17 protein-coding genes are annotated in these 15,970 nt (G+C 61.4%); 13 read left to right on the top strand and 4 right to left on the bottom strand.

What is annotated here, in order from left to right:
* Positions 1-12 precede the first annotated feature (12 nt).
* The 5 genes from BUB04_RS01325 (at position 13) to BUB04_RS01305 (ending at position 7,329) form a co-directional block, all read left to right on the top strand.
* A complete protein-coding gene (locus tag BUB04_RS01325; protein WP_073036221.1) occupies positions 13-498 on the top strand; it encodes a cytochrome P460 family protein in 486 nt (161 codons plus the stop codon).
* Positions 499-543: 45 nt separating this feature from the next.
* The gene (locus tag BUB04_RS01320) at positions 544-1,233 is read left to right on the top strand and encodes a DUF6529 family protein (RefSeq protein WP_073036219.1); all 690 of its coding nucleotides are present in this window, start codon (positions 544-546) and stop codon (positions 1,231-1,233) included.
* A 189-nt stretch (positions 1,234-1,422) separates the two neighbouring features.
* Positions 1,423-2,301: a patatin-like phospholipase family protein gene (locus tag BUB04_RS01315; RefSeq protein ID WP_073036217.1), complete on the top strand. Its 879-nt coding sequence runs from the start codon at positions 1,423-1,425 to the stop codon at positions 2,299-2,301.
* Positions 2,302-2,442: 141 nt separating this feature from the next.
* The gene (locus tag BUB04_RS01310) at positions 2,443-5,529 is read left to right on the top strand and encodes a DUF5714 domain-containing protein (RefSeq protein ID WP_073036215.1); all 3,087 of its coding nucleotides are present in this window, start codon (positions 2,443-2,445) and stop codon (positions 5,527-5,529) included.
* Positions 5,530-5,784: 255 nt separating this feature from the next.
* On the top strand, positions 5,785-7,329 hold the full coding sequence (locus BUB04_RS01305; RefSeq protein WP_073036213.1) for a mercuric reductase: 1,545 nt from the start codon (positions 5,785-5,787) through the stop codon (positions 7,327-7,329).
* 456 nt (positions 7,330-7,785) lie between these two features.
* On the opposite strand, the gene BUB04_RS01300 is transcribed toward BUB04_RS01305, so the two are convergent.
* Entirely contained in the window at positions 7,786-8,490 is a 705-nt protein-coding gene (locus BUB04_RS01300; RefSeq protein ID WP_073036211.1) for a Crp/Fnr family transcriptional regulator, read from the bottom strand.
* A 254-nt stretch (positions 8,491-8,744) separates the two neighbouring features.
* On the opposite strand from BUB04_RS01300, the gene BUB04_RS01295 reads away from it, so the two are divergent.
* The 8 genes from BUB04_RS01295 (at position 8,745) to BUB04_RS01260 (ending at position 13,043) form a co-directional block, all read left to right on the top strand.
* Positions 8,745-9,398, top strand: coding sequence for a flavodoxin family protein (locus tag BUB04_RS01295; RefSeq protein ID WP_073036208.1), 654 nt, complete (start codon positions 8,745-8,747; stop codon positions 9,396-9,398).
* A gap of 46 nt (positions 9,399-9,444) precedes the next feature.
* A complete protein-coding gene (locus BUB04_RS01290) occupies positions 9,445-9,693 on the top strand; it encodes a carboxymuconolactone decarboxylase family protein (protein ID WP_073036206.1) in 249 nt (82 codons plus the stop codon).
* Positions 9,694-9,711: 18 nt separating this feature from the next.
* On the top strand, positions 9,712-10,023 hold the full coding sequence (locus BUB04_RS01285) for a carboxymuconolactone decarboxylase family protein (protein WP_073036205.1): 312 nt from the start codon (positions 9,712-9,714) through the stop codon (positions 10,021-10,023).
* 107 nt (positions 10,024-10,130) lie between these two features.
* The gene (locus BUB04_RS01280; protein ID WP_073036203.1) at positions 10,131-10,646 is read left to right on the top strand and encodes a flavodoxin family protein; all 516 of its coding nucleotides are present in this window, start codon (positions 10,131-10,133) and stop codon (positions 10,644-10,646) included.
* Between the two features lie 81 nt (positions 10,647-10,727).
* Positions 10,728-11,414: a haloacid dehalogenase type II gene (locus BUB04_RS01275; protein ID WP_073036201.1), complete on the top strand. Its 687-nt coding sequence runs from the start codon at positions 10,728-10,730 to the stop codon at positions 11,412-11,414.
* A gap of 82 nt (positions 11,415-11,496) precedes the next feature.
* The gene (locus BUB04_RS01270) at positions 11,497-12,117 is read left to right on the top strand and encodes a nitroreductase family protein (protein ID WP_073036200.1); all 621 of its coding nucleotides are present in this window, start codon (positions 11,497-11,499) and stop codon (positions 12,115-12,117) included.
* Positions 12,114-12,668 carry a DUF1638 domain-containing protein gene (locus BUB04_RS01265; protein ID WP_073036198.1) on the top strand — a complete coding sequence of 185 codons (555 nt, stop codon included), beginning with the start codon at positions 12,114-12,116 and terminating at the stop codon, positions 12,666-12,668. Before BUB04_RS01270 ends, BUB04_RS01265 begins: the two co-directional genes overlap by 4 nt.
* Positions 12,669-12,809: 141 nt before the next feature.
* Positions 12,810-13,043 (top strand): DUF2845 domain-containing protein, encoded by a 234-nt coding sequence (locus BUB04_RS01260; RefSeq protein WP_073036196.1) that lies wholly within the window; start codon positions 12,810-12,812, stop codon positions 13,041-13,043.
* Positions 13,044-13,248: 205 nt separating this feature from the next.
* Here BUB04_RS01260 and BUB04_RS01255 read toward each other — a convergent pair whose 3' ends face one another.
* The 3 genes from BUB04_RS01255 to BUB04_RS01245 form a co-directional block, all read right to left on the bottom strand.
* On the bottom strand, positions 13,249-14,607 hold the full coding sequence (locus tag BUB04_RS01255; RefSeq protein WP_353743173.1) for a multiheme c-type cytochrome: 1,359 nt from the start codon (positions 14,605-14,607) through the stop codon (positions 13,249-13,251).
* A gap of 87 nt (positions 14,608-14,694) precedes the next feature.
* Positions 14,695-15,252, bottom strand: a complete 558-nt coding sequence (locus BUB04_RS01250) for a NapC/NirT family cytochrome c (protein WP_073036192.1) — start codon at positions 15,250-15,252, stop codon at positions 14,695-14,697.
* A gap of 26 nt (positions 15,253-15,278) precedes the next feature.
* Positions 15,279-15,887, bottom strand: a complete 609-nt coding sequence (locus BUB04_RS01245) for a TetR/AcrR family transcriptional regulator (protein ID WP_073036190.1) — start codon at positions 15,885-15,887, stop codon at positions 15,279-15,281.
* Between the last annotated feature and the right edge of the window lie 83 nt (positions 15,888-15,970).

The raw sequence follows: 15,970 nt of genomic DNA, 5'->3' as shown, positions 1-15,970 counted from the left end.
AGGAGGTTTGACATGCGGCGCAACAGAATCATCGTCAGCCTGGCGTTTTGTTTCGCGCTGGGGACGGTGGGCGCTCTTACGGCGGCCGACCTTCCCGGCACGGACCCCGGCGAGTTCTGGACCTACATCACCCGGCAAAACGATTACACCCAATGGAAGTTTTTCCCGGGCAAGGAGGGGATCTACCCCGGGCAGAGTCCCCACGGAGCCTACCTCAAGGTCTACGTGAACGACATCGCCTACGAAGCGGCCAAGGAAGGCCGGCCCATGCCCGAAGGGGCCATCATCGTCAAGGAAAACTACGGGAAAGACCAAAAGACCCTCATGGCCGTCACCCCTATGTACAAGGTGAAGGGATACAACCCGGAGGGCGGCGATTGGTTTTGGGGCAAGTACGGTCCGGACGGCAAAGTGATGGCCGCCGGCAAGGTGGACGGCTGCATCCGCTGCCACAGCGTGCACAAGACCAAGGACTGGCGCTTCCTCCACGCCAAATGACGCGTCGGACGGATCCCCTCTGACGCCGCGCAAGTTGGAGACACCATGATCTCCCTGACACTCAAGTCCTGGCTTTCCATGCCCATTCTGGGGCTGGGCGTGATCCAGCTCGTCACCGCCCTGGAACTTCTGGGCCGGCCGGAAAGACGCTTCGACGCCCAAAGGCTTCGCCGAATCCACCAAACGGCCGGCCGGATCGCCTTTTCCTGGATCATCGTGATTTCCGTCCTGTGCTTCATGATCCTTCGGGCGTCGGGAGGCGAGATGACCTCCAGGGGCGCCGTCCATTCCCTGACGGCGGTGCTCCTGGTGGTGCTCTTGGCCGTAAAGATCTGCATCGCGCGGTTCTACCGAAAGCTCTTCCATCTGGTGGTTCCATTGGGACTGGTGTCGTTTGTTTTGCTCTTGACGACCCTCACCCTGTCGGCGGGAGTCCATCTGACGGCATCCGGGCGCACGGCCCTTCGTCCTCCCGCCGAAGGGCGGGCGGCTTCGGGACAAACTCTCTTCGTCGAAGAGTGCGCCGACTGCCACTACAGCGACAAGGAGGAAACCAAGATCGGGCCGGGTCTTGGCGGCTTGGCGCAACGGGGCATCCTGCCTTCCAGCAAGCGCTCAGCGACGGTGGAAAACATCAAGGCCCAACTGAATACACCCTACGGGGCCATGCCCGCCTTCGCCGATCTTCCCGAGGCGGACAAGGACGCCCTGGCCGCCTTCCTCCTGCGCCGCTAGAGCGGTCATTGAATGTGAAGAACCGCGAATGAACGCAAATAGACGCAAATGGAAAGGAAGGTCCTTGCCCCGGCCCACTCTTTCATCCATGAGGGGTGGCGGAAGGGCCGCCATGACTGTTAGGTTCTCATCAGCCCGAGCTGTCAGCCTCCCTCTGAAATCTTTTCTCCAGAAGAGATGGAAAACCCGATGGCCTTTTCCCCCGCCGACTTACCAAGACCCATCGCGTTCGTCTTTTCCGGCGGCGTTTCCCTGGGGGCGGTCCAGGTGGGCATGCTTCGAGCCGTGCTCGAATCGGGCAACCGGCCGGATCACCTGCTGGGAAGTTCCGCCGGGGCGCTGAACGCGGCCTTTCTCGCCAAGGACATTTCGATCCGCAGGGTGGAAGAACTGGGCCGGATCTGGCGAAATCTCAGAAAGGAAGACGTGTTCGGGAGGTTCACACCCCGCCGCCTTTTTCATGTGGTCTTTCGCCGGATCTCCCTGGCTTCCGGAGAAGCCCTGGAAAGGCTCATCGCGGCCCATGCGCCGCTTTCCTACGAGGGTCTTCAGGCCACACTGGGTGTGGTGGCAACGGACTACTTCACGGGAAAGACGGAAGTCTTCACGTCGGGGGATCTGCGCCGTCATCTTCTGGCCAGCGTCGCCATTCCGGTGGTCTTTCCCCCCGTGACCATCGGATCCGTGCTTTACGTGGACGGCTCCGTTTCAGCCCACGTGCCCATCGTGCCCGCCCAACGGTTCGGTCCACGCACCCTCGTGGTGTTCGACGTGGGATTTGCCTGTCACATCCGGGAATGCCCCTGCGGGTTTGTGGACAACGCCCTCCATGCCTTTTCCCTGATGTTGCATCGCCAGGTCACGGGGCTTCTTTCCGGCTTGGATCCGGAAACGACCGTCCTCTATCTTCCCGCCCCATGCCCGCAGGATGTACCCGCTTACGACTTTTCCCGCGGCGAGGCCCTCATTCGGGTGGGATACGACGCGGCTTCTTCCTTTCTTGCCCGGCTGGATGTGACCGGCCCGGGCGTTTACGGATCTCCCCATTCCCATGGCAAAGAACCATGACTAGGATAGGAGAGTTCGCAGCGTGGAAGAGATCGTTGAAATGGATGCTCGTGACGGGTTGGATCGGCCCCACAGGATGACGCCGAAGGGAGCCCTCTGAACGAGGTAATTCGTGCACGGAACGGAAGCGAGGAGTTCACCATGCCCTTTGATCCACGAGAGTGGGTGCGGATGGACTGGGAAGCCACACCCATCTACGTTCGACCGGATCCCCCCTGCTGGTTCGTCCCCAACGAGACGGGAGATCGCCTTCTTCAAGAGGCCTTGAGAAAGCCCGACATTCCCCTGAGCCACGACGCGGCCCGCTTCTGGCGGCGGCTTCCCGAGTCGTCCCCGTCCCGCTATGCGGGTCGAGCGGAGATACTCAAACCGCATCGTCTGAAGGAATTCTGGATCCATCTCACCGACCGGTGCAACCTGGCGTGCCTGCATTGTCTTTTCGCCTCCTCGCCCACCCGGGCCCGGGAGCTGCCGGCGGACCGGGTGCTGGAATCCGCCCGCCAGGCGCATGAACTGGGATGCCGGCTCTTTGCCCTCACCGGCGGCGAGCCCTTCGTTCACCCCCACATCCACCGCATCCTCCAAGGCCTGCTGGCCCTTCCCGACGCCCACGTGGCGGTGCTCACCAACGGCCTGGCCGCTCGGTCCGTCCTGGAAAGGCTCCCGTGGGATCCCCAACGGCTCCATCTGCAGGTGAGCCTGGACGGGCTGGAAGAAAGCCACGACGCCGTGCGCGGCAGGGGAACGTTTGAGAGAACCCTGCGGGAACTCCGGGCGCTCTCCCGCATGGGAATTCCCTTCACCCTTTCCATGTGCCCCACCCGCTCCAACCTGGCCGATGTGCCCCACATGGCGGATGCGGCACGGGACGCGGGCGCGTCCAACATCCACTTCATGTGGTACTTCGTGCGGGGGCGTGCCGTTTCAAAGGAATTCGTGCCTCCCGACGAACTGTTGGACGCGGTGCGCTGCGCCGCCGAACGCGCCGAAGATTCGGGCGTCTCGGTGGACAACGTGCAGTCGCTGGCTTCCCAGGTCTTTTCCCCGCCGGGAACCCGCTACGACGGGGGCGGCGCGGCCTGGGAATCCCTGGCCCTGGGCCCCGACGGAAACCTCTATCCTTCCGCGGCCCTGGTGGACGTCCCCGAACTGGCCGTGCCCTGGCCCCGGGGTCTGGAAAGGGCCTGGAAGGACAGCCCCGTCTTCGAGCAGATCCGGCGACAAACCGCCGCTCGGCTCGAGGATCCGCTGCGCTTTATTCTGGGGGGAGGTGATCCCGATCACAGCTACCTGGCCGCAGGCCGGTTCGTGGGAGCCGATCCTTATCAGGATCTCTATCGGAACCTGGCGCTCTGGCTCATCGCCCGCCGCGCCCCCCAGTCCGTCGCCACCACCCGACCGGCCCTTCGCCTCAAGATGGGGGACATCCTTCAGAGCTGCGGAAGCGGAGAGCACGGCGTTTCCTTCGTCCATTCCAATTGCCTGCTGGCTCTCGCCTCCCCGTCGAGCCTTTCCGTGGTACGGGACTTCTATTCCGACGCCGCGGCCCGTCCCAAGTTGGACATCCTCAATCCGGTGACCTATCCCGAGGAATGGACGGCCCACATCCCGGAGCAATACCGGTTTCGCGGCTACGGGTGCGGCAGTCCCGTGGTGGATGCGGCGCTTCAAGAGGGCGAGACCGTGGTGGATCTGGGCTGCGGAAGCGGTGTGGAATGCTTCATGGCGGCCAAGCAGGTGGGACCGGACGGTCGCGTGATCGGGATCGACATGCTGGAAGCCATGTTGAAACGCGCCCGGGCTGGAGCCCGCGCCACGGCCGAGCGGCTGGGCTACGACAACATGACCTTCCTCCATTCCCTCCTGGAAGACCTTCCCCTGGACGATCACACCGCGGACGTGGTGCTTTCCAACTGCGTGCTCAACCTTTCCGGCGACAAGCGCCGCGCCTTCCGGGAGATCCACCGCATCCTCCGCCCCGGCGGTCGCCTGGTGGTCTCCGACGTGGTCTGCGACGAGGACCCGGATCCGGCCATCCGAAACGATCCCGTGCTCCACGGAGAATGCATCGGCGGCGCGCTCACCCAACGGGACCTGGCGGGGATACTGGAAGAATCCGGCTTCCGGGCGGTTCGCTTCCTCAAGAGGTTTCCCTACCGCACGGTTCGCGGCCACCGGTTTTACAGCCTCACTTTCGAGGCTCGGAAAGAAACCGCCGTGGACGCCGTCCCCGTCCTCTATCCGGGACCCTTTGCGGCCGTCCAAACCTTCGGGGGAACCGTGCTCACTCCCGGACCGATCCACCGCATCCCGCGATGGGAAGTCCGGATCCTGGAAGACCAGCTGTGGATCCTGGACGATGCAGGCGCCGTGACGAACCGGGAAGGCGAAAGCTGCTGCGCCTGCGCCGCGCCGGATGACCAGCCGGCCGCGGATCCCGCTCCGCCCACGTTGCGCGTTCCGGGTCCATCCGGCCGAAAGACCGGCCAAAGCATCCCGCTCCGGCGCCGTTCCGGCTGCATGGTCTGCGGCGAGCCGCTTTCCTACGAATCTTCGGAAGCCCTGCAAACGTGCATCTACTGCGAAGGCCGCTTCCTTTCGTCGGCCCGGTGCGTCAAGGACCACTTCGTCTGCGACGCCTGTCATTCCCGGGACGCTCTCGCGGTGATCGAGCACCTCTGCCTTTCTTCCACGGAAACCGACCTCATCGCCCTCATGGACAAAATCCGCCGCCATCCGGCCATGCCGGTTCACGGGCCCGAACACCACGCCCTGGTGCCCGCCGTGGTGGTGGCCGCGTATCGCAATGCCGGCGCACCGGTGGACGAGGAGACCATCCGCTCCGCCCTTCGCCGCGGTTCCCGCGTTCCGGGAGGTTCCTGCGGGTTCATGGGCTGCTGCGGAGCGGCCGTGGGTGTCGGGATCGCCTTTTCGATCCTCCTGGAAGCCAATCCGGTCAAGGGACCGGAACGGCGCCTGGCCCAGCAGGCGACCCAAGAGGCCCTGGCGGACATCGCCTCCCTGGACGCCGCCCGATGCTGCCAAAGGGACTCCTGGATCGCCCTCAGAAAGGCCGCCCAGCTCTCCGGCCGCATCCTGGATCGACAACTCTGCGCGGATCACACCCTCAAGTGCCGACAGCAGGCGAAAAACCGGGAATGCTCGGGCGCCCGATGCCCGGTGCTCAGGAGCCTCAACGGACGCGCCGGCCAGGGCCTTTCGGCGTGAGAGGACTGATGAGTGATGGGTGATGAGTGATGGGGGATGGGTAAGGAGTAAGGAGTGAGGAGTGAGGGGCCGAAAATGGTGATGGCGGAATTCCCACCCCGCATCGGATGAAAGAACCTGCACCGCGGCGCTGGCGGGCCTGTGGGAGCGCCGCAAGGCGCGATGAGCCGGGCCCACCGCACCGGTCATTTCCATTTGCGTCCATACGCGTTCATTCGCGGTTCTCTTTCACATCAAGAATCGAGGACGGAGAAGATGAGAGACCCGGAAGAAAGGTCGGCGGTGTTGGAGCCGTGGGATGAGGCGAACCGGGAGCTGGCCGCCCTCGTTGGCCCCGCGCACTGGAAGAACCCAAAGCCCGCATCCCGCTACAACCTGGTGGTCATCGGGGCGGGGACCGCAGGGCTGGTGACCGCCGCAGGGGCCGCAGGACTGGGAGCCAAGGTGGCCCTGGTGGAAAGGCACCTTCTCGGCGGAGACTGCCTCAATGTGGGTTGCGTGCCTTCCAAGGCGCTTCTGGCGGCCTCCCGCGCCGCCGCCGCGGTCCGGGATGCTCACCGCTTCGGGATCCATGTGCCGGAAGGGGCCCGGGTGGACTTTCCAAGGGTCATGGAGCGCATGCGCCGCCTGCGGGCATCCGTCGCCCCCAACGATTCCGCCCGGCGCCTCACGGAACTGGGCGTAGACGTCTTTTTCGGAAACGCCCGCTTCGTGGATTCGGAAACGGTGGATGTGGACGGAACGCGGCTCCGGTTTCAGAAGGCCGTGATCGCCACCGGAGCTCGGGCCGCCGCTCCGGCCATCCCCGGCCTGGACCGGGTGCCCTACCTCACCAACGAGACGCTCTTTTCTCTCACCGAACTTCCCCGGCGCTTCGGCATCGTTGGGGCCGGCCCCATCGGCTGCGAGATGTCCCAGGCCTTCGCCCGCTTCGGGTCCAAGGTTTTCCTGGTGGAAGCCATGCACGGGATCCTCCCCCGGGAGGACCCGGACGCATCCTCCATCGTCTGGAAGGTCATGGAAGAGGACGGTGTGGAACTCCTTTGCTGCGGGCGGGACCTGGTCCTGGAGCCGGGTGAGAGCGGTTCCGTGCTCATGGAACTTCATTCCCACGGCGGCACGACCCGGGTGCAGGTGGACCGGGTTCTGGTGGCGGTGGGGAGGGCTCCCAATCTGGAAGGATTGGACCTGGACCGCGTGGGGGTGGCCGCCACGCCCAAGGGCGTCGTCGTGGACGATCATCTAAGGACCACGAATCCGAGGATCTACGCGGCCGGCGACGTCTGTTCCCCCTACCAGTTCACCCACGCGGCCGATTTCATGGCGCGCATCGTCATCCAAAACGCCCTTTTCTGGGGCCGGGCCAAGGCGAGCGGACTCACCATCCCCTGGTGCACCTACACGGATCCGGAAATCGCCCATGTGGGCCTCTATGAAAGGGACGCCCGGGCCCGCGGCTGGGAGGTTCAGGCCTTCACCCTGCCCCTTTCCCATGTGGACCGGGCCGTCCTGGAAGGCCGGGCAGAAGGGTTGGTTCGCGTTCATGTTCGTAAGGGAACCGACCGGATCGTGGGAGCCACCATCGTGGCACCCAACGCAGGAGACATGATCGGAGAGCTGAGCCTGGCCATGACCCACCGGATCGGCCTCAAGGGCCTGGCCTCCGCCATCCACCCCTACCCCACCGTGGGCGAAGCCCTGCGCAAGGTGGGCGATCTTTACAACCGATCCCGGCTCACGCCGCGGATGAAAAAGATCCTCACCCGAATCCTGGCCTGGCATCGAGGAAAGCGGATCTGAAGCGGGAATTCTTCAGCTGGGCGGGCGGTTGGCTCCCGACAGGAAGATTCCAAGGCGACGTTCGGGGAAGGTGCCGGATGGGGACCTGCGTGCTTCCAGGGAAGAACCGCGAGGAAGGCTCTAGGAGCCCGTCCGAGAATGGGTTCTTTGCCTCGTTTTGTCTCCATCCGTCATCCCCGCGAAGCTTGTCCCCGGCTTGAACGGGGAGCGGGGATCCAGGATTTCCGGAAACCTATGGACTCCCGCTTGCTCGGGAGTGACGGTTTATGGAACCGCTGAGGAGTCTGACCTCTTTCGTAGCCGCGGAGCTTAAGCCCAGCGGAAAAAAGACCATCATAACCCATTGAACTGACAGGCGATACCCGATGGGCCATCCGACATCCGGGGATCCTTCCGCAGACCCAAAGGGCTGCGCTACGAGAAATGCGATGACTCCCGGCATTTCCACACAAGGCTCTAGGACCAAGGCTCTTCGCAGATCAGGAGTGTTCGCCCTTCTCTGGAGATCCGGCCGGTTTCGCGAAGCTTTCCCATGGCCCGCGTGATGCTCACCCGGTGCGCTCCCACAAGGAAACTCAGCTCCTCGTGGGTCAGCGGGAAATGGATGGCGTACCCCCTGGCCGTGCGCCTTCCGTGCTCTTTGGCCACGGCGACCAGGATCCGGTAGAGACGGTCTTCCAGGTTCGAAAGGGACAGACTCTCCGCACGATCCGTCAGGAGATGGATCCTCTCGCTCAAGTTTCGAATCACCTGAAGCCCGATGTTGGGGCGCTCACGCACCAGGGCCTCGAAGCGCTCCCGGGTAAACCCGCAGATCAGAGTGCGCTCCATGCAGACGGCACTCACGGGGTAATCGGTTTCTTCGGAAAGCATCTGCTCGCCGAGAAAATCGCCCGGCTTACGCATGTCCAGCGTGATTTCATGGCCGTCTTCGTGCACCTTGGAAAGCTTGACCCGCCCGGCCTTGATCAAGAACATGCGGTGTGCCGGATCTCCCTGGTGGAAAATCACCTCGCGCGCCTGGTAAATCCGACGCTCCGCCGCCGAAACCAGCGCCAGAACGTCCTCCTGCTCCAAGTTTCTAAAGAGCCAAAGGTTGCCGATGCACTCGGGACTAACGGGCACATCCTTGCCGAGCAATTCTTCGCACACACATCCCATGGCAGCCCCCCGGACCGTTGCCAGTCCCTCTTCACGTAAGTCTCTTGGCGGCTTGAAGTTGCTGGACTCTCAACCTCGGTTATCGCAACTCGTCATCGTGACCGCTTGCACGAATCACGGCATTGCATCTTCCACCCGCGAGGACGACGTTTATTCAATAGATTTTTCCGATGATGTAGCACCCGCTACCAACCGCTCCATGATCAACGGTTATAGTACGATCAACTTAACTACGGTCACAAGGAGCAAAGACTATGAGACCTCAGATTCTCGGCATCTCCGGCAGTCCCATCAAGAACAGCAACACGGACCGCCTGGTCCAGGCCGTACTTGACAGCAGCGGCCTTCGGTCAGAGTTCGTCAAACTCAGCAAGATCCATGTCCGCCCATGCATCGGTTGCCTCGGTTGCAAGAAAGACAACATCTGTAAGCCCAAGGACGATTTCCAGGAACTTGCTGAAAAGGTTCGTCATTCGGGGGCCCTTGTCGTCGGAGGATACTCCCCCTACGGCGCGGTCGATGGTTTTACCAAAGCCTTTCTGGAGCGGCTCTTTTCCCTTCGTCACCAAAACGGCCTGAACCGAGGGAAACTCGCCGTGGTCGTCACCACCGGTATCGGACGCGGGGTGCCCGGGCTGGAAGAGGCCAGCGCCCAAATCGCTCACGCCCTGAGCCTTGAGGGCATGGAAGTCTTGGGCCGGTTGAAGGCCATCGGCAACTCCGAGTGCATGGTCTGCGGATTCGGCGATACCTGCCCGATGAGCGCCCTTCCCTGGGTATTCGGCGAAGGTACCCAGGTGACGCCGGACATGTTCTGCCAAGTCGAAGACCAGCGGGAAACCTGGCAGCAGGCCAAGACATTGGGCTTGGAAATCCGAGCTCGGCTGCAAAAGCAGATGCTGATGTAGCCCCGTTTTCCGAAACACCCACAAGTCCAAGGCAGGAGGAGGGACCATGAGCTATTTTTTGAAGGTCACGGAACCGGAACACGCAGATGGTCAATTGCAGAAGAGCTATGAGAGGCTGCAAACGATGTTTCAGACCGTGCCTAAGATCTTCGTGGCACAAAGCATTCGCCCCGATCTGTTGGAACCTATCGTTCAGTATGTCAACCGCTTGATGATCGAAACCCATGCGTTGCCGAGAAGCACCAAGGAACTCATCGCCGCCCATGTTTCCAGGCTGAATTCCTGCGCGTACTGAACGGATGCGCACAGCGCCATGGTGATGGCGCAAGGTTTCACGCAGGAGCAGGTGCAGAGCGTCCTGGAAAACATTGACGGCTCCTCTCTGATTGATGACAAGACCAAGCGGCTTCTTCATCTTGCCGAAACCGTCACCCGCAATTCCTATAAGATCTGGGAAGGGACTCTGCAGGAACTCCGTGACCAGGGCTGTACCGATGAGGAGCTTTTCGAAGCGATCGCCGTGGCTTCGCTCTTCAATTTCATGGATCGCATGGCTGACGCCCTGGGAGCGCCCGTCGAGGGGTTTCAGGAAAAGATGAAACAGACGGACGGCAGCCGGTCTTAATCGGCACACCTTTCGACCAGCTGCCGAACGACCGGCAGCGCCCCGTATTTGGTGTCGGCACAGACCAGGCTGAGATGATCATGGGCCCAAGACTAGGAGGTAGAGCCATGAAAGTGCTAATCACTTATTTCAGTCAAACCGGAAACACGGAGAAGATCGCCAAAGCTATCTATGAGGAAGCTTCCAAAGAGAATCAGGCAGATTTGAAGAAACTAGAGGATATCACCCCCGATGAAGCGGCGGGCTACGATGTCCTGTTCATCGGATCCCCACTCCATTCCGGCGGATTGGCCGCACAGGTAAGAGACTGTTTGGCCCTGCTAAAGCCAAGCTCGGGCCAGAAATTGGCGGGTTTCATCACCCATTTCGCCCCCGCCTATCCGGAGCAGGATATGGAGGGGTTCACCGAACCCTTTAAGACAGCCTGCAAGGAAAAGGGCATCGAGTATGTGGGTTGCTTTGACTGCCAGGGGGCGCTGACCGAATCCATGCACGCGGCAGTGCAAAAGAAGTTAAACATGTCTGATCAGCAATGGGCGGATATGGTCAAACAAATGACCGGACATCCAAACGAGGACGACGTGGCAAATGCCAAGGCATTTGTGAGAAAGGTCCTGGGATGATCCTACGAACCTCCGAAAAGCCGTAGGATCCAAATTCAGGTGGTCGTTTTCAGTCCGTCCCGTACCTGAAAGGGGGATCCCATGCCCGCAAGTGACGCTCTGGAGGGCATCCAGGCATGCGTGTTTGACGCCTATGGAACGCTTTTTGACGTCCATTCCGCCATCGGAAAACATCAGCATCGACTGGGAGGCCGTGCAGACCAGATCTCTCTGCTCTGGCGCACGAAGCAACTGGAGTACACCTGGATTCGCAGTCTGATGGGGCTTCATGCAGATTTTTGGAAAGTCACTCAAGACGCTCTGGATTTTGCCTTGGACAGGCACGGCATCAACGATCCGGAGCTTCGCGCAGACCTCATGGAGGCCTACCTGAAGCTGGATTGTTATCCCGAGGTACCGGAGGTCCTTTCCATGCTCAAAGATGGTGGTTTCAGGTTGGCCATTCTGTCGAACGGTACGCCGGCGATGCTGGAGGCGGCGGTGAAAAACTCGAACATTGAACAATTCATCGAAAAGAACTTTTCCGTGGAGGAAGTGGGCATCTTTAAGCCCGATTTTAGAGTCTACCAGATCGCTGTCGACGGCTTGGGAATCCGGCCTGAGCAAATCGTTTTTCTGTCATCCAACGCCTGGGACGCCCACGGCGCAGCTGCATTTGGATTCAAGGTGACTTGGGTGAATCGCTTCGGCCAGAGCAAGGAGCGGCTTCCCGGCAAGCCGCATTTTACAATTGCCAATCTTCTTGAATTGCCTAACCTTCTGGGATAGCGCCCGTATCAAACCTGAACCACGAAGGAGAAGACACCACCTGGGAGCAAACTATTTTCGGACGAGTCCAAAGGAGGGAACGATGGAACTGGGACGTGCCATTCGCGAACGGCGCAGTATCCGTCAGTATGAGGAACGCGAGATTCCTCAGGATATCTTGCGCGAGGTGATCGATCTGGCTCTCTGGGCCCCTTCGGGGATGAACCGGCAGGACTGGGAAATCGTGGTCGTCCAGGGAGAGATGCGGGATCGGCTGCTCGAGGTGGTATCCCGCTCTCAGGAGCATATCCTGCCTCATCTGCAGGAACTGTTTTCGGAAAAAATCATCAAAATCTCCCTGCAGGTCTTCAAGAACCTGGGGGGAGCTCCAGCGGTGATTCTCGTTTATGTTCCGGAAAGTCGCAGGGAAATCCAACCCTCGGCCGATCCCAAGGGCCGTTACCATCAAGAATTCGACCGTTTCAACCGGCTGCTGAGCGCCGCAGCGCTCATTCAGAACCTGCTCCTGGCGGCCTACGAGAAGGGCCTCGGCACCTGTTGGATGACGGGCCCCAAGTACATGGAAGAGGAAATCAATGCCTTGCTCGGCATGGAGGGACGAGAGCTTGTCTCCATCATCCCCATCGGCTTCCCGAACCAGGCGCCGCCGGCACCGCCGCGGAAAAAGGATGTGGTGCACTGGATTGGAGGTGCCACCTCATGAAGGTGCTCATTGCCTGTAGGGTTTTTGAGGATGAACTGAAAGCCTGTCTCCCTTGGGACGAAAAGCTGGAGGTGGTGTGGGTCGAAGCCGGTCTGCACGCCGACTTGGATTTGTTGGAAAAAACCCTCAGCAGAGCTTTGAGCGAGGCCGCCGCGGCGGGCGGCGAGGTCCGCCTACTCTACGGCGTCGGCTGCCATCCGGAGCTGGCACGGCTTGCAGCTCGTTTCGGCGTGCCCCTATCACCGGTAAAGAACTGCATCGAAGCGTTCTGTCGGGAGCGGACCCAGGAGTTGGAACGAAATCGCACGATGATCATGACGCCGGGCTGGGTGCGCGCCTGGCACGGCATCATGGAGGCCATGGGTTGGAACGAGGTGGACGTACGCATCCAACTCGGGCGCTACGACCGGATCCTGCTGCTGGATCCCGGAGTGAATCCGTTGAAAGACGAAGAGATCCTCGCTTTTTACGATCTGGTTCAAATCCCCATTGATGTGCAGCCCCTGGACCTGCAGCCCTTCCGGGAGACGCTCGAAGAGGTCTTGACATGATACTCGCACAGAATTTCGATGCGCGCTGTAGCGCCGGTTTCCGGCGGATCGCCCTGGTACTGCTTCTGACCCTGTCCCTATCCGGCGCCCTTTCAGCACGTGCGCAAGATTCCGTCTTTGCCCTGCGCTGTGCGGGTCGACATGGTGCGGATCGGGGACCTCAAGGTGGACGTGCTGGCCAAGTGCGGACCGCCCCTCTACGAGCAGTATGTGGGGGAGCGCAAGATCCGAACCCCGTGGGGTTACGACAAGAAGATTCTGGAGGACTGGATCTACAACTTCGGCCCCACCGACTTCATCCACATCCTCCGCTTCGAGGGAGGGCGTTTGACGGAGATCCTACGGGGCGAAAGAGGGTATCCTAATGTTGATTAATGTTCGTGAGTCACCGCCCGCCCGTTGCATGGTCGGCCGCCCTCATCGCGGCTTTCGCCGCTCCCACACAAGAGACCCAAGCCAAGGTTGTTTTCACAACAAGATGTCCCACTCCCTCATTTCTGATCATGATGCTTTCTTTGTGCCTTTGCGTCTTTGCGTGAGCCCTGAAGGGCGGGCATAAAGCCCGCCCCTACAAAGGGGTTCATTCCGACTTTCCGAAAACCTCCTTGGGAGGTTCGGTGTTTCCGGTGGCGTTGGGATAATCGGTGGCCTTGTAGGCCTTCTGGTTGGTCTCCACCAGGTGGCGCGCCTCTTCCATGAAGTTGTTGTAGCGCTTCTTGCACTCGTAGAAGCCGTGCCACCAGGAATAGTCGGGCGCCATCATGGCGGCACCCATGCGCGCCCGCCGCCCCTCGTGGTGCCACAGCTCGTAGTATTCCACCTCCAGCCGCTCGTCGAAGAACCTCGACTTATCCAAGAGCCCTTTGCCGTACAGTTCGTCCAGCATGGCCTTGGCCGGCTTGAAGTAGACGTCGTTGTACTCCTGGATCACCTTGTCCAGCTTCACGTAGTGATCCTGAACCCAGGTCTTGCCGTGGCACTGCATGCAGATGACCTTCATCTTCTCGCGCTCCACCTCCCAGTTGGTCTGGGCGGGCAAGGGCTTGAATTCCGACGGCCGAACGGTGAGCGGCGCCTGGAGCTCCCAGGAGAGGCGCTCGGTCACGTCGTGGGTGGTGAGCACCGTGCCGGCGCCGCTCATGTGACACGATGCGCAGGTGGGACCGCGGAAGTCCACGCCCGGGGTCCAGGTGCCCGGAGCGGCGTTCCAGTTGTATTCATCTCCGAAGGCCGTGTAGATGTCCCCGTGTTTGGATTCCATGTAGATTTCGATCTGCGGGTGGTCGGGACCCAGGTGGCACTGGCCGCAGGCCTCGGGCTTGCGCGCTTCCATCACCGAAAACCGGTGCCGGGTGTGGCAGCTGGTGCAGCTCCCCTTGCTGCCGTCCAGGTTGACGCGGCCCACGCCCACGTTGGGCCAGGTGGCCGGATCCAGTTTGCCGTCCTTCATGCGAAGCACCGTTCCGTGGCAGTGGAAGCAGCCGGCCTCCCGCTCCGTGTCGCTGTTCGTCCCCAGCTTCAGCCACGGGTCGATCTTCCAGATGATCTCCTGGGTGTTGGCGTGCTTGCTGCGGCTGTACTGCTTGGCCTCGTCGGGATGGCAGCGGGAGCAGTCCTTGGGGGTCACCACGGCGGCCACCGGCACCCGGTATTCCTTGGTCCCGTAGGGCACGTCGGAGCGTTCATACTGCTTGTAGTGCTCCTGGCTCACGTCCGGGTCGAATTCCTCGGCCTGATGGCAGTCCAGGCAGGTGATGTTGGCGCTGGCATGACGACTGTGGGCCCAGTCGGCGAAGATTCCGGGGCTTTCCCGCCGATGGCAATCGATGCAGGCCACGGCCTCCTTGGGCATGCTTCGCTCGATGCGAAATTCCTTGGCCTTGGGCGAGTTCACCGCCGTCTGGGCCCAGGCGACGGCCGCCACACCCAAGCCGGCCATCACGACGACCATCAGCCACATCCGTGAAAAGTCTCGTCTCTTCTTCATGACCCGTCCCCCCTTGCGACCAACACGGCTCAAGAAAAACTACATTCCCAATCCCCTATAATTTCCTTCCAGTTGCTTGTAGGCGAAACGATCCCGGGCCACATGCACCAGGTTGCGGTGGCAGTCCACGCACCGCTTTTCGTAGCCCGGCCTGGGGTAGAGCACCGACCGGTGGGCCAGCATGGCGCCGCGCTTTTGCGGCAGATACAGAATGTTTCGATGGCATTTTTGGCACTGGTCGTTCTTGAAGGAAGCATAGGCGGCTTCCCGGGCCTTGGCGTGATCGTAGGCGTCGGGCCCTTCCGTGAAGTGGACGAAGATGTCTTTGATGCCGTGCATGGTTTTGGCGTAGAAAAACTCCACCGTGTCGTGGGGCGCCGGCAGGTGACAGTCCATGCAGTCGGCCACGAAGCCCTGGGCGTTGTTGGTATGGGTGGACGTCTTCCAGGTGTTGTAAGCGAACCGGATCTCGTGGCAGGACGCGCAAAACTGCGGGGTGGAGGTGCGCACCATGGTGTAGTAGGTCATGGAAAAGAGCGGAAACCCCAACACGATGCCCACGCTGATCCAAAGCAAGGCCTTGACCCAACGCCTCATCTCCGCCCTCCTTTCCTCCGCTGCACTCAGCTTTTCGCCGTGAGGCACTCCCGGTAAAGGTTCCACGCGGTTCGGGCATGTTCCGTCAGGTCGAAGCGGCCTCCACTGGCGTGCCACAAGATGGCCGCCGGCTGCACGATCCCCAGAAACATGACCGCTGCCGATTCCGGGCTCACGTCCGGCCGGATTTCCCCGCCCGCCTGGCCTTCGGCCACGAGAGACGCGAGCCGCATGACGTGCTCGTGGATCACCTCCGCCAGTCGGCCCCGCCGCTCCTCCGCGTCTCCCACGATCTCCTCGCTGAAAAGGATCCGAGGAATGGCCTGCTGCGAGGTGATCATTTGCACGTGGCGGGCGAGGAGCGCGTCCAGGCGCGAAAGGGCCGAAAAGTGCTCCTTTCGCACCCTCTCCACGTGCTCAGTCAATCGGTCCCGAATCAGCTCCAGCACCGCATCCAGGATGGCGTCCTTGTTGGGATAGTGCCGGTAGAGGGCCGACGGCACCACCCCCACTTCCGCCGCAAGGCGGCTCAGGCTGAGTTTCTTCAGGCCATCCCGGTTGACGAGGCGAAGGGCCGCCTCCGCGATTTCATCTCTTCTCGTTTTCGAATCGAGGCGATCTTTTGATTCCGACACAGAGCGTGAACTTCCTTTCACTTTAGACAAGCTCTTCCATTCTGTCAAAGGAGAATTTCATCCGGAGCCCGATCCTTCACCGC

The sequence above is a fragment of the Desulfacinum infernum DSM 9756 genome, assembly GCF_900129305.1.
Taxonomy (GTDB): domain Bacteria; phylum Desulfobacterota; class Syntrophobacteria; order Syntrophobacterales; family DSM-9756; genus Desulfacinum; species Desulfacinum infernum.
This window is presented reverse-complemented; position numbering and strand designations above follow the sequence as displayed.